Source organism: Pseudomonas sp. 20P_3.2_Bac5 (assembly GCF_025466035.1).
Classification (GTDB): Bacteria; Pseudomonadota; Gammaproteobacteria; order Pseudomonadales; family Pseudomonadaceae; genus Aquipseudomonas.
This window is the reverse complement of record NZ_JANLOA010000051.1, coordinates 19,629-44,006: the sequence shown is the minus strand read 5'-3', so window position 1 is coordinate 44,006 and position 24,378 is coordinate 19,629. Positions and strand designations below refer to the sequence as shown.

The 24,378-nt window shown below is 67.1% G+C and carries 16 protein-coding genes; 15 read left to right on the top strand and 1 reads right to left on the bottom strand.

Annotation, left to right across the window (positions count from 1 at the left end; translation table 11 throughout):
* Window positions 1-10 precede the first annotated feature (10 nt).
* The 12 genes from NTD88_RS08940 to NTD88_RS08885 are packed head-to-tail and all read left to right on the top strand — an operon-like array spanning window position 11 to window position 18,469.
* Window positions 11-397: a hypothetical protein gene (locus NTD88_RS08940; protein WP_262155088.1), complete on the top strand. Its 387-nt coding sequence runs from the start codon at window positions 11-13 to the stop codon at window positions 395-397.
* Window positions 394-1,008: a hypothetical protein gene (locus tag NTD88_RS08935; protein ID WP_262130053.1), complete on the top strand. Its 615-nt coding sequence runs from the start codon at window positions 394-396 to the stop codon at window positions 1,006-1,008. Before NTD88_RS08940 ends, NTD88_RS08935 begins: the two co-directional genes overlap by 4 nt.
* Before the next feature lies 1 nt (window position 1,009).
* A complete protein-coding gene (locus NTD88_RS08930) occupies window positions 1,010-1,534 on the top strand; it encodes a 3-hydroxyacyl-ACP dehydratase FabZ family protein (protein ID WP_095158781.1) in 525 nt (174 codons plus the stop codon).
* Window positions 1,527-2,819: a beta-ketoacyl-[acyl-carrier-protein] synthase family protein gene (locus tag NTD88_RS08925; RefSeq protein ID WP_262155087.1), complete on the top strand. Its 1,293-nt coding sequence runs from the start codon at window positions 1,527-1,529 to the stop codon at window positions 2,817-2,819. The genes NTD88_RS08930 and NTD88_RS08925 overlap by 8 nt, the downstream gene beginning before the upstream one ends.
* A complete protein-coding gene (locus NTD88_RS08920) occupies window positions 2,816-3,556 on the top strand; it encodes an SDR family NAD(P)-dependent oxidoreductase (RefSeq protein WP_262155086.1) in 741 nt (246 codons plus the stop codon). The genes NTD88_RS08925 and NTD88_RS08920 overlap by 4 nt, the downstream gene beginning before the upstream one ends.
* A gap of 14 nt (window positions 3,557-3,570) precedes the next feature.
* Window positions 3,571-3,834, top strand: a complete 264-nt coding sequence (locus tag NTD88_RS08915) for an acyl carrier protein (RefSeq protein WP_262155085.1) — start codon at window positions 3,571-3,573, stop codon at window positions 3,832-3,834.
* 1 nt (window position 3,835) lies between these two features.
* On the top strand, window positions 3,836-5,992 hold the full coding sequence (locus NTD88_RS08910; protein ID WP_262155084.1) for a ComEC/Rec2 family competence protein: 2,157 nt from the start codon (window positions 3,836-3,838) through the stop codon (window positions 5,990-5,992).
* Between the two features lie 31 nt (window positions 5,993-6,023).
* Window positions 6,024-10,580 (top strand): DUF6603 domain-containing protein, encoded by a 4,557-nt coding sequence (locus NTD88_RS08905; RefSeq protein WP_262155083.1) that lies wholly within the window; start codon window positions 6,024-6,026, stop codon window positions 10,578-10,580.
* A complete protein-coding gene (locus tag NTD88_RS08900) occupies window positions 10,577-12,094 on the top strand; it encodes a hypothetical protein (protein ID WP_262155082.1) in 1,518 nt (505 codons plus the stop codon). The genes NTD88_RS08905 and NTD88_RS08900 overlap by 4 nt, the downstream gene beginning before the upstream one ends.
* Entirely contained in the window at window positions 12,091-12,948 is an 858-nt protein-coding gene (locus NTD88_RS08895) for a hypothetical protein (RefSeq protein WP_262155081.1), read from the top strand. Before NTD88_RS08900 ends, NTD88_RS08895 begins: the two co-directional genes overlap by 4 nt.
* Window positions 12,945-16,622 (top strand): hypothetical protein, encoded by a 3,678-nt coding sequence (locus tag NTD88_RS08890; protein WP_262155080.1) that lies wholly within the window; start codon window positions 12,945-12,947, stop codon window positions 16,620-16,622. The genes NTD88_RS08895 and NTD88_RS08890 overlap by 4 nt, the downstream gene beginning before the upstream one ends.
* A 14-nt stretch (window positions 16,623-16,636) precedes the next feature.
* Window positions 16,637-18,469, top strand: coding sequence for a hypothetical protein (locus tag NTD88_RS08885; protein WP_262155079.1), 1,833 nt, complete (start codon window positions 16,637-16,639; stop codon window positions 18,467-18,469).
* Window positions 18,470-18,566: 97 nt separating this feature from the next.
* Here NTD88_RS08885 and NTD88_RS08880 read toward each other — a convergent pair whose 3' ends face one another.
* Window positions 18,567-19,652, bottom strand: a complete 1,086-nt coding sequence (locus NTD88_RS08880; protein ID WP_262155078.1) for a GlxA family transcriptional regulator — start codon at window positions 19,650-19,652, stop codon at window positions 18,567-18,569.
* 85 nt (window positions 19,653-19,737) lie between these two features.
* Here NTD88_RS08880 and NTD88_RS08875 point away from each other — a divergent pair, with 85 nt between their 5' ends.
* The 3 genes from NTD88_RS08875 to NTD88_RS08865 all read left to right on the top strand — a co-directional run bounded on the left by NTD88_RS08875 (window position 19,738) and on the right by NTD88_RS08865 (window position 24,292).
* Entirely contained in the window at window positions 19,738-20,715 is a 978-nt protein-coding gene (locus tag NTD88_RS08875; protein ID WP_262155077.1) for an ABC transporter substrate-binding protein, read from the top strand.
* 61 nt (window positions 20,716-20,776) lie between these two features.
* Window positions 20,777-21,895 (top strand): aryl-sulfate sulfotransferase, encoded by a 1,119-nt coding sequence (locus NTD88_RS08870; RefSeq protein ID WP_262155076.1) that lies wholly within the window; start codon window positions 20,777-20,779, stop codon window positions 21,893-21,895.
* Between the two features lie 78 nt (window positions 21,896-21,973).
* Window positions 21,974-24,292 carry a TonB-dependent receptor gene (locus tag NTD88_RS08865; protein WP_262155075.1) on the top strand — a complete coding sequence of 773 codons (2,319 nt, stop codon included), beginning with the start codon at window positions 21,974-21,976 and terminating at the stop codon, window positions 24,290-24,292.
* Window positions 24,293-24,378: the final 86 nt, after the last annotated feature.

Genomic DNA, 24,378 nt, shown 5'->3' with positions numbered 1-24,378 from the left:
GAGAACGCTTATGAGTAGTGGCGGCGGCAGCAGTCCAACCCCCAACCGTACCTGTACCGGCAACCTGAAAACCGACGTCAGGCTGGTGCTGGTCTATCAGCCCGCGTACAGCCTCAACGGCGCGAACTGGAACACCACGCCGGCAACCCAGGTAGCCGCGAACACCTCGCCGGTATCGGTGTTCATCGCCAACGGCCAGACCCCCGACGGCAGGATCACCTACCAGGCCGATGACGGTACCCAGTTCGTGCTGGCGTTCACCATGAACGGTACCAACGCGATCAACGTCATCGGCAACGGCGGCGGCGCGTCGGCTTACAACTACTCCGTGGCAAGCCCTGGAACCGGGGACACCATCACGGCCGTCTACACCATTTCCAGGAGCAACTCGCAATGAGTTACACCATGTCCGTGGACCGGGTGATTCAGCTCGCCCGTTGCGATGATTTCCCCGAAGCGACCATTCGCCAGATGTTCGCCGATCACAACGCCACCGAACTGCCGCTGGAGGTGCTGGCGACGCTGCCGATCCCGCTGTCGGTGAAGGTGTTCCTCGGCCTGCAGGACGAATTCTTCAGTGCCGAAGAGTTCCGCGAGCTGGCGGTGGCGTTCGCCAAGCGTGCCTCGACGGAAAACCCGGCGGTGGAGAACGACTACTTTGTCGGCAAGACGCTTGAGGTCTACGAGCAGGCTGTGCAGGCAACCCGCACCCTCAAACTCGGCGCCCAACTCGACACGCATCTCATCCAGTTGGTGACAGGCTACCGCGCCGCGATCAAGGCCCTCACGGAGCCGCTGAGCAAGGCCTTGCTCAGCGCCAGCGGCGAACAACTGCAAACCATCGCCGCCTACGAGGCCGTGTGGTTCGCCGGCTATGAAGGCCAAGGCATCGCCTGCCGCAATGCCGCGTCCTGCGCCGTAGCTTCAGTGCCCAAGCCAGACGCCGACGGCGTGCTGCAATGGGTGCTGGACAATGCCGTGGCCGTGTCCCAGGCGCGGACCGCCTGATATGGCGGATACCAGCGCTGCCCTGGATGTCACCGCCGCGCTGGCCCGGCTGCGGCGCGGTGGATTGCTGCAACCGACGGCGGCGTCATCCGCCGTCGTGGTTTTTCCGCCGCTGGAGCAGATGCTCCCGCACCGCTCGCCCTTTCTGCTGCTGGACCGGGTCCAGGCATGGGACCCACGCCAGCAGGCCTTGCTCGCGCAGCGTCGGGTCGACCCTGAAGACCCGGTGCTCGCCGGCCATTTTCCCGGCAACCCGATCTACCCCGGCGCGCTGCAGGGCGAGGCCATCGCCCAGGCCGGCCAGTGCCTGCTGCACATGGCCAGCGGTTGCCCGGCGACACCGCTGCAAGTGCTCGCCACCCGCGTGTTCGGCGCACAGTTTCTCGGCCAGGTACGCCCCGGCGAAATCATGGATATCGAAGTCCGCCTGCTGGACGACAACGGCATGCTGGCAGTCTTCGGCGGACGCATCAGCGTCGAGGGCGCGGTGCGCAGCGTCGTGGTGATGGAGGGCTGCCGTGTCTGAACTGCCGCGTATCGTGGTGACCGGCATGTCGGTCCTCACCGCCTTGGGCGAAGACCCGGGCACCCTGCTGGACAACCTCCTCGCCGGCCGCTCCGGCATCACCCGCTGGCACGGTTTCGATCGCGAGATCGCCACCAAGGTCGGCGGCAGCATGGAAGGTTTCGAACCCCGCCCACGCCTCGCGGCGCTCGCCGACAGCCTGCCGGACGCCGCCCGCCTGCGCCTGCGCCGGGCCAGCAACCGGCTGCCGTGGTCGACCGCGCTGTCGGTGCTGATGGCCGGCCGCGCCTGGCAAGACGCCGGCCTGTTCGAACACCCGCCAGGCGATGACGGTGAAACCGCCATCGTGGTCGGCGGGCACAACATCGGCCAGAACTACTACTTCAATAATTTCCGCCAGTTCGCACACGACCCCGACCACATCGACGTGCAATTCGGCCTCGCCGGGCTGGACACCGATCATGCCGCCGTGGCCTCCGAAGTCATTGGCATCCGCGGCCCCGGCTACACCGTCGGCGGTGCCTGCGCCAGTGGCGCGCTGGCGCTGCGCGCGGCGTTCAACGAGATTCGTCATGGCGGCGTCGAGCGGGTGGTGGTGCTGGCGCCGGTGCTGGATTACTCGCCGCTGGAACTGCACGCGCTGGCACTGATGCAAGCGGTCAGCCATCGCGCCTTCAACGACTGCCCGGAACAAGCCAGCCGGCCGTTCGACCGCCGCCGCGAAGGCTTCGTGCCCAGCCATGGCGGTGCCTGTCTGGTGCTGGAGCGGGCTGATCTGGCCGTGGCCCGCGGTGCCGAGCCGCTGGCCGAAGTGCTGGCGGTGGCGGCGCGCTCCGATGCCAGCCGCCAGCCGAGCCCACAGGAAGACGGTCAGGTACGGGCGATCCAGGCCGCCCTGCGCGAAGCGCGCCTGCGCCCGGAAGACATCGACTTCATCTGCGCCCACGCCACCTCGACGCCGTTGGGCGATATCACCGAGGCGCGTTCGATCCGCCGCGCCTTCGGCCGTCATCTGGCGCAGATGAAAGTCAACGCTCCGAAATCCATGCTCGGCCATACCTGCTGGTCGGCGCCGCTGGTGGAACTGGTGGCGGCCATCGCGCAGATGCGCGCCGGGCAACTGCACCCGACCATCAACCTCGATGACCCGGACCCGGAACTCGACTTCGACGTCTGCGCCGCTGGCGCGGTGGCGCACCCGGTGCGCTACCTGCTGAAGAATTCATTCGGTTTCGGCGGCAACAACTGTGTGGCGGTGCTGGGCCGCTGGGAGTCGCAGCCATGAACTTCTTCATCACCGGCGGCACCCGCGGCATCGGCCGCTGCATTGTCGAGCAGGTGCTGGCCGCCGGGCACAACGTCGCCTTCACCTGGAACCACGACGCCGACGCCGCGGCCGCCGTGCAGCGCCACGCCGCGCAGACCGCGCCGGAGCAACGCTGCGTCGCGCTGCGCCTGGACCTCGCCGACGCCGCCGCCATCGATGCCGTGTGCGACCAGGCCGACAGCGCCCTCGGCGGCATCGACGTGCTGGTGGGCAACGCCGCGATCAACCGTCCAAACCTCGCCGTCAGCCTGCCCGACGCCGACTGGCGGGCGGTGATGGACGTCAACCTCGACGGCAATTTCCGCCTGTGTCGTGCCCTGCTGCCGGGCTTCATCGCCCAGCGCCGGGGGCGCATCGTGCTGCTGTCCTCGGTGGCCGCGCACGGCATGACCGGGCAGATCGCCTACAACGTGTCCAAGGCCGGTCTGATCGCCATGGCCGCCACCCTCGCCCGCGAATACGGCCGCCGCGGCATCACCGCCAATGCGCTGGTGCTGGGCCTGGTGGACACCGACCTGAGCCGCGAAAGCGCGCCGCCGAAAACCTTCGAACACTGGCTCGGGCAATGCCCGAGCGGTCGCCTCGGCACGCCGCACGACGTGGCGCAGGCGGTGCTCTACCTGGCCTCGGACGGGGCCGGATTCGTTAACGGTCAGGCCATGCACCTCACCGGTGGCCTGGATTGGGTGCCATGACAAGGAGCCATGCAATGCACGACATCCACGCCAAGGTTCGCGAGGTAGTGCTCAAACACACCGAAGCCGCGCTGGCCTTTCTCGACCTCGGGCCGATCGACACCCAGTTGCGCTTCGATCACCTGGGCGCCAGCAGTCTGGACATCATCACCATCGTCTCCGACGCCATGCGCGAGCTGCAGGTCAAGGTGCCGGTGGAGCAACTGAACCAACTGTCGAGCATCGATGCGCTGATCGATACCCTCAGCGGCGCGGTGTACAGCAGGGTGAGTGTCTGACATGGCCTGGTCCCTGGAGATCCACCATATCGATGTGCGCAAGGCCGGCGACGCCACCTTGATCGTCGCCCGCAACCCGAACAATCCCGTGGGCGAGCAACTGCGTTCGGTGCTGATCGACGGCGGCCTCGCGGGCGTTGCCGACCATGTCCACACCTACATCACCACAACGGCCGGGCTGGCCAGCGTCAATGCGCTCGTCGCCACTCACTATGACGCCGACCACCTTGGCGGGCTGGTGACACTGCTCAAGAAAAACGTCACCACCTACGATACCGCGCGGGTCTATGACCGTGGCTGGCCGGCCCTCGGACCGAGCAACCTGTATCTGAGCTACCTCAATGCGATCAACAGCAGGACTGGGCGCAATCGCGTCACCCGTGCTGTCAGGGCCGCCGATCAAGCGCCCGGCATTCTCTTGTCCATGGTCAATAAGAAAGGCTCTGCAGCGATTCCCGCAGGTGACACGCCAGTTCAAGTGGCCCAGGCCATCAACCAGCCGGCGAAGTGGCTGATCAGCGGCCCCCAGGCGGAAATCCTCCAGGCCACCGGCGCCAACGCGCCGACCCTGACCTGCGTCGCTTGCAATCAATGGGTTCAGCGCCCCAACGGCACACCGGTCCTGGCCGCACAAGGGGTCAGCGAGGCGGAAAACGCCTGTAGCCTGGCCTTCCTCCTGCGTTTCGGCGAGTTCACTTATTACATCGGCGGTGATATCGAAGATCCGCAGGAAAGCGTGATCGCCGCCCTCGCCAACCCCAATGACAACGCCGCCGGACGCGTGCTGGTGGTCAAGGCCAGTCACCATGGCGCCAATACCGCCACCTCGGCGCAATTCGTGCAGCGCATGCGTCCGCTGGCGGTCATGGTGTCCAACAGCACGGGTAACCAGCACGGTCACCCGGCGCAAGAAACGGTCAACGTGCTCAATGGCTACCCGCGCGGCGTCGGCTACACCCTGCCGGTGCCACCCGCTTCGCCCGGCCGGCCTAGGCGAACCTACTTCACCGGTTTCGACAGCGCCGACAACACCGATAACGTGTTCGTCTCCCTCGGTATCGTGGCGGGTGATCCTTCCACCGGGAACCATCCTGGCCACGTCCGCGTGGATGTCAGCGAGGCCCAGGCCTTTGGCAACCGCAACTTTCCCGGCCGCGCCTATCGCGCGGTCCTCGCGGTCGCCGACATCGCCGCCAAGGCCACGGGCATCAGCCTGACCCTGGTGCAGGCGCAGACGGCTGCCGAAGCTGCGGTCAAGGGCACGTTGGTGGATGTAGTGCAGACACTGGTCAACACCCCGGAGGCCAGCAACACCGCGTCGGCCTTGTGGGTGCTGCGCAGCAAGAGGGCAGGCGGCGTCAAGAGCGAATACCTGCAGCAGATGACAGCAATGCCCCCCGACCTGAACGACTGGCTGGACGGTGTCGAACTGCAGAAAAGAATCCTCGGCCGCGCCGGCACGCTGACCGACATCTACCAGTGCGTCGACACCGCAGAGCAGTTTTCCGCCACCGCCAGTGCTGCCCTTCCCGGCACCCTCGCCGGGCTCACGGCCCTGCCAGGCTGCATCGACGGCCTTGCCGCGGCCTACCAGGTGATCAACAACCTGGTGCCGTTTCCCGCCTACACCGGTGCCGTGCAATCGGGCCTCGACCAGGCCAAACAGGCCCGCGACATCCTTGCCAACGGCGCGGGCCGGGTAGCGGTCCTCGCGGGTCAAGCCACCACGGCTGCGCAACAGGTGCACAGTGCCAGCAGCGTGCAACAGGCCATGTCATTGGCCGAGACGGCGATCAACAGCGCGGACAACGTCTGCGTAGCCGTGAGCGACACCCTCAGCAACCTCGCCGACTGCTACAAACTGGCCGCCCGCGCGGGCACCAACCCGAGCCCGGCACTGGTCGCGGTCGCGATCACCCGCGCCTGCGGCAAGACCGCGGCCGGTGCGGTCACCGGCGCCATCGCCGGGGCGGTAAGCGGTAACGGCGGCCTTCAATCGACGGAGCAGGCTTTGCACTTCGCCCTCCAAGAGGCCGGGGTCGATTCTTCGCAGGCCGTCGCCGCCCTGCGCGAAGCCCTGACCGGCGACGACCCGCTGTTCACCGTCAGCTACTACAAGGCAACCGCACATCAGGTCGTACAGGACAACCTGTCCTGAGGCGGACCGCTCTTTCTGGAGGCAACACGCAATGACTGCCATGAATGCCGTTACGCAGGACCTGAGCCAGTTGCAGGTCCAGCTCAAACAGAAGATCGACGCCTCCGGCAGCCTCGCGCTGGCGGCCGGGACCACCGGCATCAGCGCGCTGGACAACCTGTTCGGTGCCTGCAATGTGACCCTCGCCAGCGCCAGCGTCAGCGACCCCGGCGCAAGCTGGCCAGCGAGCTTCACCGTCAGCGGCACGCCCAGCGGTGAATGGACGCTCAATGGCCTGGGCGCCAACGCCAGCCTCAGCCAGTTGACCCTGACCTTCGCCCAGAGCGCCCAAGGCCAGGCGATCAGCGCCAGCCTGAGCAGCGCCGCCAGCGCGACCCTTGGCAAGACCGTGATTGCTTTCAGCGGCAGCCTCAGCGATGACGCCGCCCTGGTCCTGCAACTGAACCCGCCGGACAGCCACCTGCCGCTGCTGACAGTGGGCAACTTCGCCTTCGCCAATCGCTTCGGCGGCTGGCTGCCGGTCGATCTGCCGCTGTTCAGCGACATGCCGTTCAGCCAGATCGAGGTGCAGGCCAACTACGGCGGCGACAACGACACCGCGTGCGCAGTCACCACCGGGGTCAGCGGCGACTGGTCGCTGGTGCAGGGCGGGCCGAGCCTGACCGGCGTCTGGGTGACCGTCGCCAGCGCGACCAAGACCGAAATGGATCAGGCCGTCACCCGCCTGAGCGCCAGTGTCGGTGGCGCCCTGCTGATCGGCGGCCAGCCGTGGACGGTCAGCGTCAGCCTCAACGGCAGCAGCCTCGTCACCATCGACGTCAGTGCCAAAGGCGACCAGCAACCGGCGCTGGCCGCCCTCGCCGGCCTGATCGCCGGCGATGCCGCGGCCACTGCGGTGAACGACGCGGTGGCGAAACTGCCGCTGGCCAACCTGGTGCTGGACAGCGTGCAGATCGCCTTCGACTGGCAACAACGAAAACTGCTGTCAGCCAGCGTCAACGCCACCCTGCCGTTCACCTTCAACAAGGCCCCCGCCGACCTGCTGCTGTCGGTCGGCCTGCCACCGCTGCAACTCGGTGGCGGCCTGTCGCCGAAAACCCCGGTGAAGGTCCGCGATGTGGTCATCGAGTACCTCGGCGATGCCAGCGGCTTCCCCGACACCACCATCACCGCACTGGCTTTCAACACCGTGCCCACCGAGGGCAGCTACAGCTTCTCGCTGGCCATGCAGGACGTGTTCAGCGCCGGGCCGCTGGCCTTGAACAGCGTCAACCTGGAAATTGCCAGGAGCGGCGGGGCCAATACCGGCAAGATGAGCGCCGAGCTGACCCTGGGCGGGATCGATATCGCCGTGCAGGCCGGCTACGACAAGGGTTGGCAGATCGCGGGCAGTACCGCTTACGGTCAGGTCATTCACATCGGCGAAGTGATCAGTGATGTCGCGGCAAAATTCAACGTGACCTGCCCGGCCGCGCTGAACGATTTCGACCTGAAGAACCTCGCGGCCAGCCTCGACACCGCTACCTCGACCTTCACCTTTGCCTGTGCCGGCAAATTCACCATTGCCGGTGCGCAACTGGATTTCAGCATCGATCTGCAGTTGTCGAAACCGCAAGCCGCCTGGCAAGGCAACTTCACCGGCGAAGTGGTGATCGGCGCCGCGACCTTCAAGGTCACCTTCACCCAGGACAGCAAGGTCAAGCTGCTGCGCGCCGAACTGGTGCCCACGGCAGGCAAGAGCCTGGCCCTGATCGATGTGGCGCAGACCTTCGCCATCGACCTGTCCGGGGTGCCGGCGGAGCTGCTGCCGGTTCTCAAACAGGCTTCTTTCACCTACGACTTCAACAAGTCGCAACTGGTGCTCACCGCCAGCACCGACAGCGTGGCGGTGAGCCTGGTCTGCGTGCCTGCGGCCACCACCGGGCGTCTGTACGCAGCCGTGGTCGACATTCAGGTCGAAGCCGATATTTCGCAGTTGCCGGTGGTCGGCAGTCACCTGGCGGCCATCGAGAATATCGGCCTGAACGGCATGAGCCTGGTGATCGCCTCCGGCGTGTTCAGCGCCGACGAGATCACCGCGGTCAATGCGGTGATCCCCGAGGGCCTGCCGGTGGTGCCCGCCCTCAGCGCCACGGGCCGGGTGGTGCTGTCGGCCAACCTGATGCTCGGCGGCAAGGCGGCCAAGCCGCTGCAACTGGCATTCGCCCAACCGGACAAACCCAAGCAGGCGCTGCTGGCGGACGCGGACACCGACACCGCTGCCAACGCGCCGACCCCGGCCGGCACCTCCAAGGCCCAGGGCAAGTGGGTCAACGTGCAGAAGAGCTTCGGCCCGATCTCCCTCAGCCGGGTCGGCGTGGCCTACCGCGACCAGCGCGTGTGGCTGATGCTCGACGGCGGCTTCGCCATGGGCGGGATCAATATCGAGCTGATGGGCGCATCGATCGCCTTCCGCCCGGTGCTGCCGCCGATCCCCGACGGCGCCAGCCTCGACGGCGTATTCATCGGCTACAGCAATGCCTCAGTGACCATCGCCGGTGGCCTGCTCAAGGTGGTGACCCAAGACGACCAAGGCCAGGAACTGATCGAGTACGACGGCCAGTTGCTGCTCAAGCTCCCGCAATTCCAGTTGTCGGCGCTGGCGTCCTATGCCTCGCTCGACGGCTCGCCGTCGCTGTTCGCCTACGCGGTGCTTTCCGCGCCGATCGGCGGCCCGCCGTTCCTGCAGGTGGACGCACTGGCCGCAGGCTTCGGCTTCAACCGCGACCTGATCATTCCGGGCCTCGACACACTCAACCAGATGCCGCTGATCGCCGCGGTCAACGGCGACTCGCCGTTCGCCGGCAAAGACCCGTCGCAAGCCCTGAAAGTCATGCACAACTACGTGCCGCCGTCCTACGGCGAGTACTTCCTGGCGCTGGGCGTGCGGGTCGCCTCGTTCCAGATGATCAAGGGTTTCCTGCTGGCCACCGGCAAGCTCGGCAACGAATTCGAAATCGCCCTGCTGGGGATGGCGACGGTGTCGGTGCCACCGGCCACTCCCTCGCCCATCGGCTATGCCGAACTGGTGCTCAAGGCCGACTACAACTTCAATCGCGGCACGCTGTTCCTCGGCGCGCAACTGACCGCCAACTCGTACATCCTGTCCAAGGATTGCCACCTGACCGGCGGCTTTGTCGTAGCGGCCTGGACCAAGGACAACCCGGACGACCCGAACGGCTACAAGGCCGGCGACTTCGTGGTGTCGCTGGGCGGCTACCACCCGGCGTACAGCAAACCGAGCTGGTACCCCGACGTACCGCGCCTGGGCTTCAACTGGAACGTGACCTCGGAACTGACCGTCAAGGGTGGCCTGTACTTCGCCCTGGTGCCGTCGGCGGTGATGGCCGGCGGCAGCCTCGAAGCGGTCTGGCAGAGCGGCGACCTGCGCGCCTGGTTCAAGGCCTGGGTGGACTTCCTGCTGGGCTGGAAACCGTTTCACTATGACGCCAACATCGGTATCAGCCTTGGCGCGTCGTACAAGGTCAACCTGGGCATCACCTCGTTCACCGTCAGCGTCAACGTCGGCGTGCAGGTTCACCTGTGGGGCCCGGATTTCGCCGGCACCGCCACCGCCGACCTGTTTGTCATCAGCATCACCATCAGTTTCGGCGACAGCGCCAACAGCCAGGTCAAGCCGATCGACTGGAGCGACTTCAAGAGTTCGTTCCTGCCCGGTGGCGGCACTGCCCCGCCGAAAAGCGCGCCGCACCGCCTGCTGCTGGCCGACCTGCCGCAGAGCCTGAACGACAGCACGCCGGTCAAGCAGACCGATGCGGTGTGCCTGGTGCGCGTGGCCAACGGCATGTTGCAAGACCTCAAGGGCGTCGGCGGCATGGACTGGGTGCTCGACCCCGAGCGCTTCGAGCTGACCACCTGGTCCGCAGTGCCGAGCAAGCAGGCCAGCTACACCGGCTCCGGCGCGGCGCAGAGCATCGCCGCGAGCAACACCGATTTCGGCGTTGGCCCGGTCGGCGTGAACAATGCCAACTTCGCCTCCAGCCACACCGTGGTGATCAGCAAGCTCGGCGGCGAAATGAGCGCCGAAGACATCCGCGTGGACGTCAGCGCGGTGCTGGAAAACCTGCCCTCGGCGACCTGGTCGACCACCGCCGCGCTGGACCCGAGCCTGGCCAACCTCAACGACACCGCGGCGCGCAGCGTGCCCAACGCCATGACCGGCCTGCGCATCGCCGCCAAGACCGACAACCCCGACGTGACGCCGCTGCCCATCGACCTCGGTGTGCTGCGCGAAGAAATCGAAGACCAGCGCAGCGTGGTCTGGCCCGTGCCCAGCGTGCCCGCCGCCACCGGCTACCCGCAAACCGACACCCTGCCGGTGTTCACCAAGGCCCTGGTCGACCCGACCGTCAGCGCCGCGCGCTCGGCGATTCTCGCGCAACTGGCCGTCGATGGCCTGACCACCGCGACCAGCGTCGATGTCAGCGCGCTGGCCGCCAACGCCGCCAACACCTTGCTCCACGCACCGGTGCTGTCGGTGCTCGGCGCCCAACCTTCCTCGTCCAGTTCCGGAGCAGCCCGCCCATGACCAGCGCCACGACCACGCCCCTGAGCGACGGCACCGTCCAGTTCGTCGCGCATTGGCTACCGCCCCTGATGGCCGGCGACTACAGCATCACCGTCACCCAGCACCTGCAAAACACCGACCCCAAGGCCAGTGCCAAGGCGGCGTTCGATGAAGCCTTCGTCAACAGCCGGCGCTTCGCCGTGCGCGGCGAGCGTTTCAGCCTCAACCCCGATGAGCTGGTGTCGCGGTTTCCGCCTGCGGACAACCAGGGCGAGTACCAGAATGTGCTGCCCCATGTGATCTTCGCCCGGCGCACCCTGCCCTGGGAGCGTTCGCCGGAACTTGAAGCCGACAACGCCTCGTGGCTGGCCCTGCTGCTGTTCGAAACCGACGAAGCGCCGACCCTGCAATCGGTGCAGGCCGGCGACCTGCAACGCCAGCCGTTTTACCGCAGCGCCGAAGACGCCGCGAGCAAGGGCACGCCGGCCACCAGCACTCTGCCGGCCACCACCGCCAGCTACCCCGACGGCTACGCGCTGCTCAGCGGCGCCGACGGCAAGGCGCCGGCCTTCACCCTGTCCACCGGGGAAAACTGGTGGGACCTGTGCCAGGTCATCGATGTGCCGGCGGATCTGTTCGCCGCCATTGCGCCGACCCTCGACGAACTGGACTGGCTGGCCCATGCCCGCAGCGTATCGCTGACCAGCAAGCAGGCCGAAGATGAGGCCGAGCAGGAAGGTTCGTTCTCGGTGGTGGTGGGCAACCGCCTGCCGGCGCCAAACCGCCAGTGCGTGGTCCATCTGGTGTCGCTGGAAGGCCTGGCGCGCTTCCTGCCGACCGGCGATGGCGAAACCGCTGCGCCGCTGACCCTGGCCAGCGGCGGCACCGCGCAGACCCTGCGCCTGGTGTCGCTGGCCAACTGGAAGTTCACCTCGCTGGACCCGCAGGAAACCTTCAGCGGCTACCTCGAAGCGGTGGACTGCGCGCCGCTGCGGCGTCCGGCCCCGGCCAGCACCGGCAGCCCCGTGCAACAGACCGTGGCCAACGCCTTCGCCATGGGCTACACGGCGCTGAACCACCACACCCGTCTTGGCGACGACACCGTGTCGTGGCTGCGCGGCCCGCTGCTGCCGTTCGCCTCAGTGCCGGTGATCGTGCCGCCGCCGGCGGCCACACCGCTGGTGGTCGCCGACCAGGCGGTGAGCTTTGATCCGGCCACCGGCCTGATGGACGTCACCTACGCCGCCGCCTGGCAGATCGGCCGCGGCCTCGGTCTGCAAAACGACCTCTACGCCAGCACGCTCTATGGGTGGAAACGCAATGAAGCCCGGGCCGAGGCCCAGCACAGCGAAACCCTGGCCCTGACCCTGCGCCTGCACGCCTCGGTGCAGCCCGATTCGGCACTGCGCAGCGGCGCGGCAGCAGCGCCTGTCGGCCGCAGCGGACTGCGCGGTCTGGCCATCGGCCTGATCGCCGAATCCCTCAGCGCGCAGTGCGCCCGTTCTTCCAGCCCTTCTGCGGAGCAAGACCAATGACCCTGCTCGCCCAACGCAACAGCCAGCTGTTCTCGGTGCAATCGGTGACCCGCCGCGCCAACCTGCTGGCCGCCCCGCCCGACAGCGCCCCGGTGCCCGGCGCGATTACCGAGTGGCTGAGCAAACTCGCGGTGCTCAAGGGCGTGCCGTTCGGCTATCTGGTGCCGGATGAAGCCATGCTGCCGGCCGAATCGATCCGCTTCTTCGTGCTCGATCCCAACTGGATCAACGCGCTGTTCGAAGGCGCCACCAGCCTCGGCCGCTCCAGCACCCGCGACGCCGCCCTCGACGCGCGGCTGGTGGCGCGGCTGTACGCAGCTGTCGCACCTGCCGGCACGGTGAGCGGCTTTGTCCTGCGCTCGAACGTGGTCGCCGGCTGGCCCGGCATCGAAGTCCGCGCCTATGACGCCAACGGCAAGCGCCTGACCGGCGTGCTGCGCCAGGACGTGCTCTCGCCGACGGTGCTGCTGTACATGACCACCGGCCAGATCAGCTATGTGGACATCGGCGAACCGTCCGAGGCGATGCACTTCGGCGTCGATATCGGCCAGACCAGCAAGTCGCTGCGCTACGTCACCGTGCCGTCCGGCGCGCCGGCCAACACCCGGCCCGGCGATCAGGTGGACAAGGCCAGCGTGGCGGTGACCTACCGCAGCGCCGGTGGTGGCAAGCGCGTACTGAAAGTCGCCGACCTGGCCAAGGCACTGGAAACCGCACTGGTCGCCAACAACGCCAACCTGGTGCCTGGCACCCAGCAACAACGCCCCTTCACGCCTGCGGAGTTCGCCCTCGAACTGGTCGAGGGCGTCCAGACGGTCCGCTTCAAAAATACCACCCAGGAGGCATCGGCATGAGCGGCAGCGGCCTGATCGTTCCCATCGACGTGACCGCGCTGGTCATCGGCGTGCCCGATGCAGCGACGGTAAACACCTTCGCCGCGGTGGCCAGCGACTTCTCGCTGATGCCCTGGTCCGGCGACGCCGGCCCTTACCTGGCCGAGCCCCTGCTGCCCCGGCCGTTCGACTCGGTCAATGGCACCGAGGCCATGCAGCCCGGCATTCACCTGCACTGGGCCTTGCCCGACAGCATCAACCGTGGCGGCACCGACGGCTCGGGCAAGGTCGAGTTTCTTCAGGCGCCCAACCTGTGGATGGTGACCCGTATCGCGGGTGCCGACGGCAGCACCCAGCAGAATGCCTGGGTGATCGAGAGCGATCAGTTGCAAACCCAGCGCGACGCCAGCCTGCCGCAAAACATCGCCTCGCGAGCAGTGCCGATCACCCCGGACCCGAGCAGCCCGGGCAAGCCGTTCATGTACCAGGGGCGGGTCTATCGCCAGGCCGACTGGGCCGGGCGCAAGGCCGCGACCTACGCCAGCAGCAACACCACGGTCGGCTACGGCACGCCGTCCTATGCGGCGGCGTATCCGCACTGCCCCAACGTGTTCTCGTTCTGGGACCCGCTGGACGATGCCCAGGCCCAGGGCTTCACCGCGGAAACCCCGCTGTCGTACTCGGTGGTCGGTTGGTACGCCGACAGCAGCGACGATCCGCTGGGCACGCTGGTGTACCCGAAGGAAGCGACCAGCGTCGAAGACCGTCAGGCCTTTATCGCCCAGCGCCTGAACTGGAGCGTGAGCAACACCGCTGATGTACCGGACCGCACCGTGTGCAGCGGCCAGCTCGGCGGCCTGAGCTGGGACCCGGAGCGCGCCTGGCTGATCCCGCCGAGCGCCAGCGGCATCGACGTGGTCATCGCCGACAACACCGCCGAGGCCGTGGCGGCCCTGCTGCAGGCGCGCAACCCCGGTGTGGCCGACCTGGAAACCCTGCTCAACGTGTTCCAGCAAGGCATGCTCGCCGAACTGGGCAAGGTCGGCGGTGCTGCCGCCGCCGATGACGCCGTGCATCAGTCGGGCTTCTCGGCGCTGCCGGGCGGCACCGTATGGGTGGCCCGCCAGATCACCGTACCCGGCGCCAACCCGGCGGGTAACAACGGCCAGTTGCCGGACGCCGCCGCAGCGCAACTGGAACAGATCAACCGCCTGCAACGCAGCCTCGACGGACAGAACGGCGACCTCGACGCGCTGCGCCAGCAACTGTTCGTCGACTGGGCGAAGTTCATGCTGTTGCAGTTCAACCTGGCCAATCCAACCAACCTCAGCGCCGACCAGGCCCGCGCCTTTATCGGCAACTACGACCTGGCCGCGATCAAGACCCTCAGCGGCGCGCCGACCAGCCCCGGCAGCATCGACACCACGCAAACACAGATCAACACGGCGCTGGCCGCCCTGCGCACCAGCCTCGGCACGGGGTGGGAGGTCAAGCCGTCGTCGGCTCCACGCTACTGGCAGCCGGCGGACCCGGTGATCCTGCTCGCCGGTCGCCCGACCACCCAGGCCTCGGCCCGTCACGGTGGCGACGGCCGTTTCCACCCCGAAGGCCTGCTGGCGTGCCGGGTCGGCAGCCAGTTGGTCAACAGCGTGAAACTGCGTGGCGCCACGGTGACCCCGCAGGTCAGCCTGGCAGCAGCGCCGAGCGGCGCCAGCTACCCGCCTGAACTGGACGCGCTGCTGGCCGAGACCCTGACCCTCGACCCGCTGCATGCGCCGGCCCTGGCGCGGCAACTGGTCAGCGCAAGCGGCCAGCAACCGGCCAACGCGCTGACCGCTCGTGCACTGGAAGGGCAGATCAGCGACGCCCAGCACGCCTTGCGCAGCGCCAGCAACGCCGACGACGCGAACGTCATCCTGCAAGGCACGGCGCCGTCTCCGGTGGGCCTGAAGACCTGGCAGCAACCGTGGCTGCCGACCTTCCTCAACTGGGAAGTGCAGTTCTCGCCGTACCAGCATGTCGGCCTCTCGGACGGCGGCGGCGACTACAGCGCCGATGCGGTCACCGGGTCCTTCACCCTCGACCCGGACGGACTGGACTTCAACGCCAATCCCGGCCTGCAACCGTCATCGGCGCTACAGAGTTACTCCGGTACCGTGACCCTGGCAGGACGCACCGAGATCAACCTGCAATCGCAGCTCAAGACCTGGCTCGCCAACTACCCGGACGACCCCAACGCGCCGGTGCTGGAAAGCATCCTCGGGCAACTCGACCTGCAAGCCATGGCGCAAAGCCTCAACGGCTTCAACCAGGGCTTGCTGATGTGCAGCCAGAGCCTGCAACTGCCGGTGATGGACGCCCTCAGCACCTCGCTGATCGTGCGCAACTTCACCAACAAGCAAGTGGCACCGCAAGTCGCCGAGGCCAACGTCGCCTCGCCAGCACCCAACAACGGCTTCAACCCGCTACGCACCGGTGAACTGCGGATCAGCAAACTGCGGCTGGTGGATGCCTACGGCCAGGCGGTGGACCTGCCTGCGCCGACGCCGATCATCGCCGAGCGACTCAAGCAGCGCTTGGCCAACGGCGGCGTTGCCGACAACGGCAAGATCGTTCTGCCGCCCCGTCTTACCCAGCCGGCACGCCTGCAATTCCGCTGGCTGAGCGCCCTCGACGGCCAGGCCGAATGCGGCGACCAGGGCCACGCGCCGATCTCCGGGTGGGTGCTGTTCAACCATCTCGACGACGCGCTGGCGATCTATGACGCCAACGGTGCACCGATCGGCTCGCTCAACACCCTCGGCCCGCGCTGGCAAGGTGCGCCGGGCAGCGACAACTGGACCTTGCCGTTCACTCAGGTGATGGCCTCGATCAACCCGTACCTGGCCAACTTCGTCCGGGCACTCTACGACCAGCCGAAAGGCGTGTCGTTCCTCAACGCGCTGCTCGCCACGCTCGATAACGCCAGTGGTGCCAGCGGCCCGTCGGCGCCCACTGCCGACCCGAGCCTGAGCGTGCTGATCGGCCGTCCGCTGGCGGTGGTCCGCGCCTCGCTACGCCTGGAGCTGCAAGGCCAGCCGGCCGCCGACGGCAGTTGGGATGCCTTCGCCGCCAGTGTCGCCCTGAAACCGGGTCAGCCACGGCCGAGCGCCGGTATCGGCAACATCAACTTCCCGGTGCGCCTGGGCGACTTCGGCCTGTATGACGACGGCATGGTCGGTTACTTCATCGAAGACGGCAGCGAGAGTCAGTGGACCACCTTCTATTCGCCCGCCGCGCTCGGCGGCAACGGCGTGGTGCCGGTGGACATCGACAAGACCGCGGTCACGCCGGTGGCCGCCTCCAGTCCTGGCAATGGCCTGACGCTGACCTTGCTGATCGACCCGCACGGCTCGGTCAACGCCACCTCCGGCATCCTCCCGGTGAAAACCATTTCGATTCCGCGGGCGCAATGGCAACCGGCGCTGGACCGCATCGCCGTGACCTTCCTGACCACGCCGATGGTCGGCGCCGGGGTGGTGATGCCGGTACCAACGCCGGAAGAAAACGGCTACTCATGGCAGTGGGTCACGCGCCAGAGCGCCGGTACCGGCTGGACCAGCGACGTGCCCGGCGCGGCGGTTCCGACCGCCACCCTGGTGTCGCCTCAACGCATCGAAGAAGGCTGGCTGCGGCTGGTGCGCACTAACGGTTAAGGGAGCAACAACCCATGTCAGGACTCGCTTTCAGCATCGCCAACTCGGATGGCAAACCGGTCGTCTACCTCGGTCAGACCCAGACGCTGACGCTCACCGTGAGCAACACCAGCGGCGCCGACATGGCGCTGGCCGGCAGCCTGCCGGTCCCCGAAGACGACGCCAACGGCAACACCGCCCTGCTCTATCTGTTTCTCGCCAACCTGGTCGCCGACCCGGCCTCGGTGCAGGTGACCTGCGCCGGCTGGAAAGTGCAATTCCAGAACACCGCGCAAGGGCCGGTGTGGTGCCTGGCGCTTGAAGCCGGCATGACCTTCAAGGCCGGCGCAAGCATTGCGGTGAGCCTCGCGGGGCTCAGCGTCAGCGGGCTGCCCGGCGCGCGCCAACTGGGCATCGACGCCTACCTCGCCGACGGCGACGCGGTGCAGTTGCCAGTGTTGGCGCAGAACGACCCGGGCAAGCTGCTGCCGTTGAACATCGACTTCGCGGTGACGGGCGGCAACAGCGTCTACATCACCGAAAATATCAACGCGCCGATGGCCAGCTCCCTGGTATTCCGCCTGAGCAACCCGTCGCCGAACACGCCGATCGTCCCCGCAGACGTGAGCTGGGGCAGCAAGACCCCAAGCTTCACCCTGTCTTTCGCCTACGCCAGCAAAGGCGGCGCCGGCGCCCTGACCTCGGCGGAAAAGGCCATCGCCTTCACCCGCGGGACGATCCAGGACTACGGCAACCTCTGGTCGATCAGCGCCAACACCCAGGGCACGCCGAGCTGGACCCTGACCCCGGACCAGTTGAAGAACAAGCAGATCCTCGGCACCGGCGACGCCGCCAGCTTCGAATTCATCCTGGGCAACATCATTACCCAACTGGACGTCGGCACCACCCTGGCATATCTGCAATGGAGCAACATCCCCGGCTACCAGGACGGCTACAAGACCCTGGCGCTGGTCAAGGTCAAACCGCAGCCGGGCATCTTGCGGCTGATCAGCCTGTCGCCGAGCGTCATCAAGCAAGGCACGCCGGTGCAACTGGTCTGGGAAACCTTCGCCCTCACCCGCCAGACCCTGAGCTGGGCGAAAAACGGCACGCCTTATTCAGTCGCCGTGCCCGCCAGCGCCAGCGCCTACTCACCGGATCCGCAACCGGACGACACCGTCACCTACACGCTGGATGGCTACGACAGCAAAGGTGCCAAGGTCGCCAGCGAACAACAGACCATCACCGTGATCGCCAACGCGCCGGTGATCAGCGGCTTTACCGTGGATCCCCAGGTCGCCGCGTTCGAGGGCGCCAACCCGAATGTGCCGGTGAAGTGCAAATGGACGGTGACCGACGCCGTATCGCAAGCGGTCAACAACACGGTCGGGGTGTCGCCGCTGGGCATCACCCTCGACAGCGCCGGCACCGTCAACTTGCTGGTCACGGGCCACCAGAACCTGCAGGCGTCCGCCTCGCAGCAGGTCTACAGCGTGCCGGGCTACGTGCAGACCTTCGTCTCCACCAGCCAGGTCAGCGGCGGCAGCGGCGGACCGAAGATCAACAACGTGCTGAGCTTCAACCGCGTCCGCAATATCGGCACCTGGGAGTTGAACCGCAGCGACTCGCTGTCGAGCCGGATCATTGCCAGCCAGGGGTTTTCCTGGTCCACCGATGGCCTGAACGTCTACCTGACCTTCAACGACAAAACCACCACCGCCACCCTCGCCTGCAGCTACGGAGCCCTGACCCTCAGCCAGCGCAGCGGCAAGGCCGACAGCCATGGGTTGCAGCCGTTAGCGATGCTGGTGCAGAACGCAGGGGGGCAGAACTCGCCGGTGTTCAGTGCGCAGACGGTGGCGGTTTAGGTGCCTGTAGGAGCGAGCTCGCGAAGGGGCGCACAGCGCCCCAAAAGGGTCACGGCCTATGGGGCCGCTTCGCAGCCCTTCGCGAGCAAGCTCGCTCCTACTGCGCCAGATGGTCCAACGCAATCGACACTCGCTCCTCATACCGATATCCGGTCTGCCCCGCCACCGGACTCTCCTCACCCCCGCCCTCGACCCGCGAACGTGACCGATACCCCAGCGGGCTCACCCCCAATTGCCGCTGAAAACTGCGGCGCATGCGTTCTTCATTGCCAAAGCCCACTGTCTCGGCAATCCGCTTGATCGGCTCCTGGCTGGTTTCCAGCAACCGGCAGGCCGCCTCCAGACGCAAGGTCTCAACCGTCTGCGCCGGGGTGCCGCCGGTGGCGGCGGTGTAGGCGCGGGCAAAATGCCGGGGGCTCATGCCGAACTTTTCCGCCAGCCGCTCCACGCGCAAATCACTGTCGAGGTTGCCGGCGATCCAGGCATGCAGGCGCACCAGACGCTGGTCACGGTCGCTGCGCAGGGCGTCGCTCTGCGCCTTGAGCGGTGCACTGAGCTGGGCCTGTTCCGCCGAGCGGCGCAGGAACAAGGTGAAATAACGCGCCAGGGTCAGCGCCGCATGCGGGCCAAGGTCCTGTTCCAGCAGGGCCAGGCCAAGGTCGATGCCCGCACTGGCGCCACCGCAGGTCCACAGGTGGCCGTCGTGCAGGTACAGCGCCTCGCGCTCCACGCTCAGCGCCGGATAACGCTGTTGCAGTTCTTCGGCAAAGCTCCAGTGGGTCACCACCCGCCGACCTTCCAGCAAACCCGCGCCGGCCAGGGCGAAGGCGCCGGTGCCGATGGAACAGAGCCGCCGCGCCCGCGGCGCGTGGCGCTGCAGCCAGGCGTTGACGTAAGGGTCGCTCTCGAGGTTCGACACGCCCGGACCACCGATGACGATCAGGGTGTCCAGCTCCGCTTCGGCCTCGACGTCCGCCAGGGAGCGGGTCATCACCGCAATCCCGGAAATCGTCTCGATCTCGCCGCCCAATGGCGAAGCCAGCACGATCCGGTACGGCGGGTTCTGCTTCAGCTCGCCGCCCAGAATGCGCGGCGCAGCGGCGAACACCTCCAGCGGGCCGGCGGCGTTGAGCAGCAGCGCGCCGGGAAACGCCAGCACCAGCACGGTTCGCGGCGCCGACATGGCAGAAAACGAGGGGTGTTTGACATGGTGGCGTTGGACGGGCGTGGACATACTGGCAACACTTTCCGATTCAAGAGCCAAGACGATGCCCAGAAAGTCCTTCCCTGCCAAGCGCCTTCGTCGCCATCTGACACCCTGGCTGCTGCTCGCCTCGCTGCTCGGCGCCCTACCCGTCCAGGCCGCGCCGGAGCTGGAGGTCGGTGATCAGAGCGGGCTGATCCAGGCGCTGCTGGGCGCCGCCGGTGAAGACCATGGCCTCGGCTACACCCTCGACTGGCACCCGTTCGGCACCGGCACCGCGCTGATGGAAGCGCTGAGCGCCGCCGCAGTGGATGTCGGCGTGGTCGGCAACGCGCCGCCGGTGTTCGCCCAGGCCGGTGGTTTCGATGTGCGCGTGGTGGCCGCCGCCGAAGGCGCGCAGAACAACAATGCGCTGCTGGTCCAGGCCGACTCGGCCATCACCACTCCCGCCGACCTCAAGGGCAAGCGCATCGCCGTGGCCAAGGGCACCAGCGGCCATTACCTGCTGCTCGCCGTGCTGGCCGAGGCCGGCCTGGGCATCAAGGATGTCAATGTGATCTACGCCAGCCCCATCGATGCGCAGAACGCCTTCGCCAGCGGCAAGCTCGATGCCTGGGCGGTCTGGTACCCCTTCGTCGGCCAGGCCACTTCGCGCGGCGCGCGCAAGTTGGTGGACGGCGCGCAATGGCCCGAGACCGGGCTGAACTTCACCGTCGCCAGCCTCGCGGCGCTGAACGATCCGCACAAGGCCGAGCTGCTTGGCGACTTTATCCAGCGCCTGGCCCGAGCCCAGGCCTGGGCCACCGCCCACCCCGACGCCTGGGCCGAGCGGCTGAGCCAGGTCACCCGCCTGCCGCTGCCGTTGTTGCAGGAAATGCTCGGCCAACAGCGCTTGCGGTACGTCGCGCTGGACGCCCGGGTCGCCGGCCTGCAACAACGCCTGGCCGACCGCTTCGCCGAGGCCCGGCTGATTCCCCGTCCATTGAAGGTCATCGAAGCCTTCGACGACCGCTACAACCGCCTGCTGCCACAACACCCCTGATCTGAAACCTTCGCGCCATGCCGCAGTTGCCGGCAGGGCGCCGCTCATCTGGAGAAAAGTCATGCCTGCACTCGACCGCACCACCCTGCGTCGCCACGCCACCGGCCTGATCGCCGTCGATGCCGAACGTTCGGCCGGTGGCTACACCCTGTTCGCCCCGCAGACCGCCGGCGGCAACGTGTTCCTCATCAACCTGCGCGGCGAAGAAGTGCACCGTTGGAAACTGCCGCAACGCCCCGGCCGCGACGCGGTGATCCTGGGCAACGGCAACCTCGGCTACAACGGCAACCACCCGGACTCGCCGGAGCTGTTTCCAGGCTGGTCGGTGTGGCATGGCGGTGCGTTCAGCGAGGTGACACCGGACGGCGAAGTGGTCTGGGAATACACCGACCTGACCCACCACCACGACGCCCAATGGCTGGAAAACGGCAACCTGCTCTACACCACTGCCGAGCCGCTGCCACTGGATATCGCCAGTCGCGTGCTCGGCGGGATTCCCGGCAGCGAGGCGCCAGGCGGAGTGATCTACGGCGACGTGGTCAAGGAAGTCGACCGCAGCGGCACGCTGGTCTGGGAATGGCGGAGCTGGGAACACCTGGCGCCGGAAGACTACCCGCTGCACGCCTGCTTCGAGCGCTACCACTGGCCGATGACCAACTCGGTGACGCCGGGCCGCGACGGCAAGGTCATCCTCAGTTTGCGCAGCGTGTCCTCGGTGATCGCCGTCGACAAGGCCAGCGACCGCGTGCTCTGGCGCCTCGGCCACGATCTGGTGGCGCAGCAGCATTGCCCGAGCGAACTGGAAGACGGCCGCATCCTGGTGTTCGACAACGGCATCTCGCGGCCTCACGTGTCGATGCCGCACTCGCGGGTGATCGAGGTCGACCCGCATGCCCAGCGCATCGAATGGCAGTACGCCGACACCCCCGGCTACGCCTTCTTCACCCCGTTCATGGGCGGCGCCCAGCGCCTGCACAACGGCAACACGCTGATCACCGAGGCCAACTTCGGCCGGCTGTTCGAAGTGACCCGCGAGGGTGAGGTGGTCTGGGAATACATCAACCCGCATTTCGCCGCCTACCCGGACGCCGCCTCCCGCGCCTACCTGCCGGGCGAGAACAACGCGATCTTCCGCGCCCACCGCTATCAGGCCCATGAGCTGCCCTGGCTGCGCGACTGATCCATAACCCCCAACCCTTCCGATCACGCTTACGCAGACCACGCGCAGCGAGAGGTTCACTCATCACAGGAGTTCATGATGACCATGCCTTTGCAACGAAACAGCCGCGCGTGCGCCTGGCCCCGTTTTCTTCCCGGTTTGCTGGCCCTGGCCTGCTCGCCGGGTTACAGCGCCGAAACCGTCGAGGGCCCGCAGGCCGATGACGCGACCTTGCAGACTATCACCGTCAATGCCCGCCGCCGTGTGGAGGATGTGCAGACGGTCCCCACCGCGATGACCGTGCTCTCGGCGCAAACCCTGGAAAACCAGCGCCTGTACCGCGTGCAGGACCTGCAACAAGCGCTGCCCAGCGTCAACGTGTCGTTCATGAACCCGCGGCAGTCCAGCCTGTCGATCCGCGGGCTCGGCAACAACCCGGCCAGCGACGGCCTGGAAGGCAGCGCCGGGATCTACCTGGACAACGTCTACCTCGGCCGCCCCGGCATGGCCGTGTTCGACCTGCTGGACATCGAGCAACTCGAACTGCTGCGCGGCCCGCAAGGCACCTTGTTCGGCAAGAACACCACCGCCGGCGTGCTGAATATCAGCACCCGCCGGCCCTCGTTCACCCCGGAAGGCAGCGTCTCGACCTCGTTTGGCGAAGACGGCTACGTGCAGACCCACGCCAGCATCGGCGGGCCATTGACCAGCCAGTTGGCCGGGCGTTTCTCTGCCTATCGCACCCGGGAAAACGGCTACGTCGAGAACGACCACGACGGCCACACCCTCGGCGGCGGAACCCGCCAGGGCTTCCGTGGGCAACTGCTGTTCGAACCGAATGAATCCTTCAACCTGCGCTGGATCGCCGACTACAACGAAGAGGACTCCAGCGCCGGCACCCGCTCGCTGTTCAGTACCGGCCCGACCATCAACGGCGTCAACCGCTACGAGCAACGCGCCGCCGCGGTGGGCGCGACCTTGGCCCAGGGGCGCCACGTCAACCTCGACGCCGACCAGAACGTCAAAGTGTTCCAGGGCGGCACCTCGCTGGAAGCCAACTGGAGCCTGCCCGGCGACTACACCCTGACCTCCGTCAGCGCCTGGCGCTGGTGGGATTTCACCCCGCGCAACGACGACGAACTCAACGTCCCGGTGATGTACAACGTCGGCCAGTCGGCGCGGGACCAGCAGTATTCCCAGGAACTGCGCCTGGCCTCGCCGACCGGCGAACGCTTCGATTACGTGCTCGGCGCCTATTACTTCCGCCAGGAAATGCGCAACGAAGTCTTCACCGACTACGGCCCGCTGGCCGACACCTGGAACGGCACGCCGCAGGGCGCGCTGAACAACGTCTACAGCCTGGGCAAAGGCCGCATCGACACCGACAGCTTCGCCCTGTTCGCCCAAGGCACCTGGCACCTGACCCCGCGCCTGGACCTCACCGCCGGCGTACGCGGCACTTACGAGGTGAAGCAAGCGCGGGTCGGTCGCTACGCGCCAAGCGGCGGCGCGGCGGTCAGCGGTGCGGCGGCCAGCGTCCGCCAGGCGCGCCTCGGCGCGTATGACTCGGGCGACCTCAGCGTCTACAGCTTCAGCCCGTCGGCGCTGGTCAGCCTGGCCTATCGCTTCAACGACCAGGTGATGGGCTATGCCTCGCTGTCCCACGGCGAGAAATCGGGCGGCGTCAACCTCAGCGTCGCCAGCGCGCCGGTGGCCGGTGCCGACTCCCTGCTGATCGGCAGCGAACGGGCCAACGACGCCGAACTGGGGATCAAGAGCACCCTGCTCGACCGGCGCCTGCTGCTCAACGCCAACCTGTTCTGGACCGAAGTCCACGGCTACCAGACCAACGCCTACGACGACGCCAACCTCACCAGCTACCTGACCAACGCCGGCGCCGTGCGCAGCCGCGGCGTCGAATTCGAATCGACCCTGCTGCCGGTGCGTGGCCTGACCCTGAACCTCAACGGCTCGCTCAACGACGTACGCTACCTCGACTACAACAACGCCCCTTGCCCGGCCGAAGTCGCCTTGCAGCCCGGCGCGCCGGCGTCCTGCGACCTGAGCGGGCACACCGTGGTCGGCGCGTCGAAATGGATCCTCAACGCCAGCGGCACCTATGAATGGGAAGCCGGCCCGTTGCGACCGTACGTGAACGCCAGCTACGCCTTCCGCTCCCATGCCGTGGGCACGGTGGACGACTCGGAACATGCGCAATTGCCGAGCTATGCGCTGGTCAACCTCTCGGCCGGCGTACGCGGCGACCTCGCCGATGGGCAGTGGGATGTGTCGCTATGGGTGAAGAATGCGGCGGACAAGACCTACTACACCACGCTGTGGAACTCGCCGAATGGCGGGTACACGGGGGTGCTGGGAACGCCGAGGACGGTGGGGGTTACGGGGCGGTATGACTTTTAGGCCAGGCTGAAGGTCGGCTTTGGCAGACCTCGTTGGTGTATCCGGCCAGCCCCCGCTGTGGGTGCTGGCCTTGCCAATGATGAAGG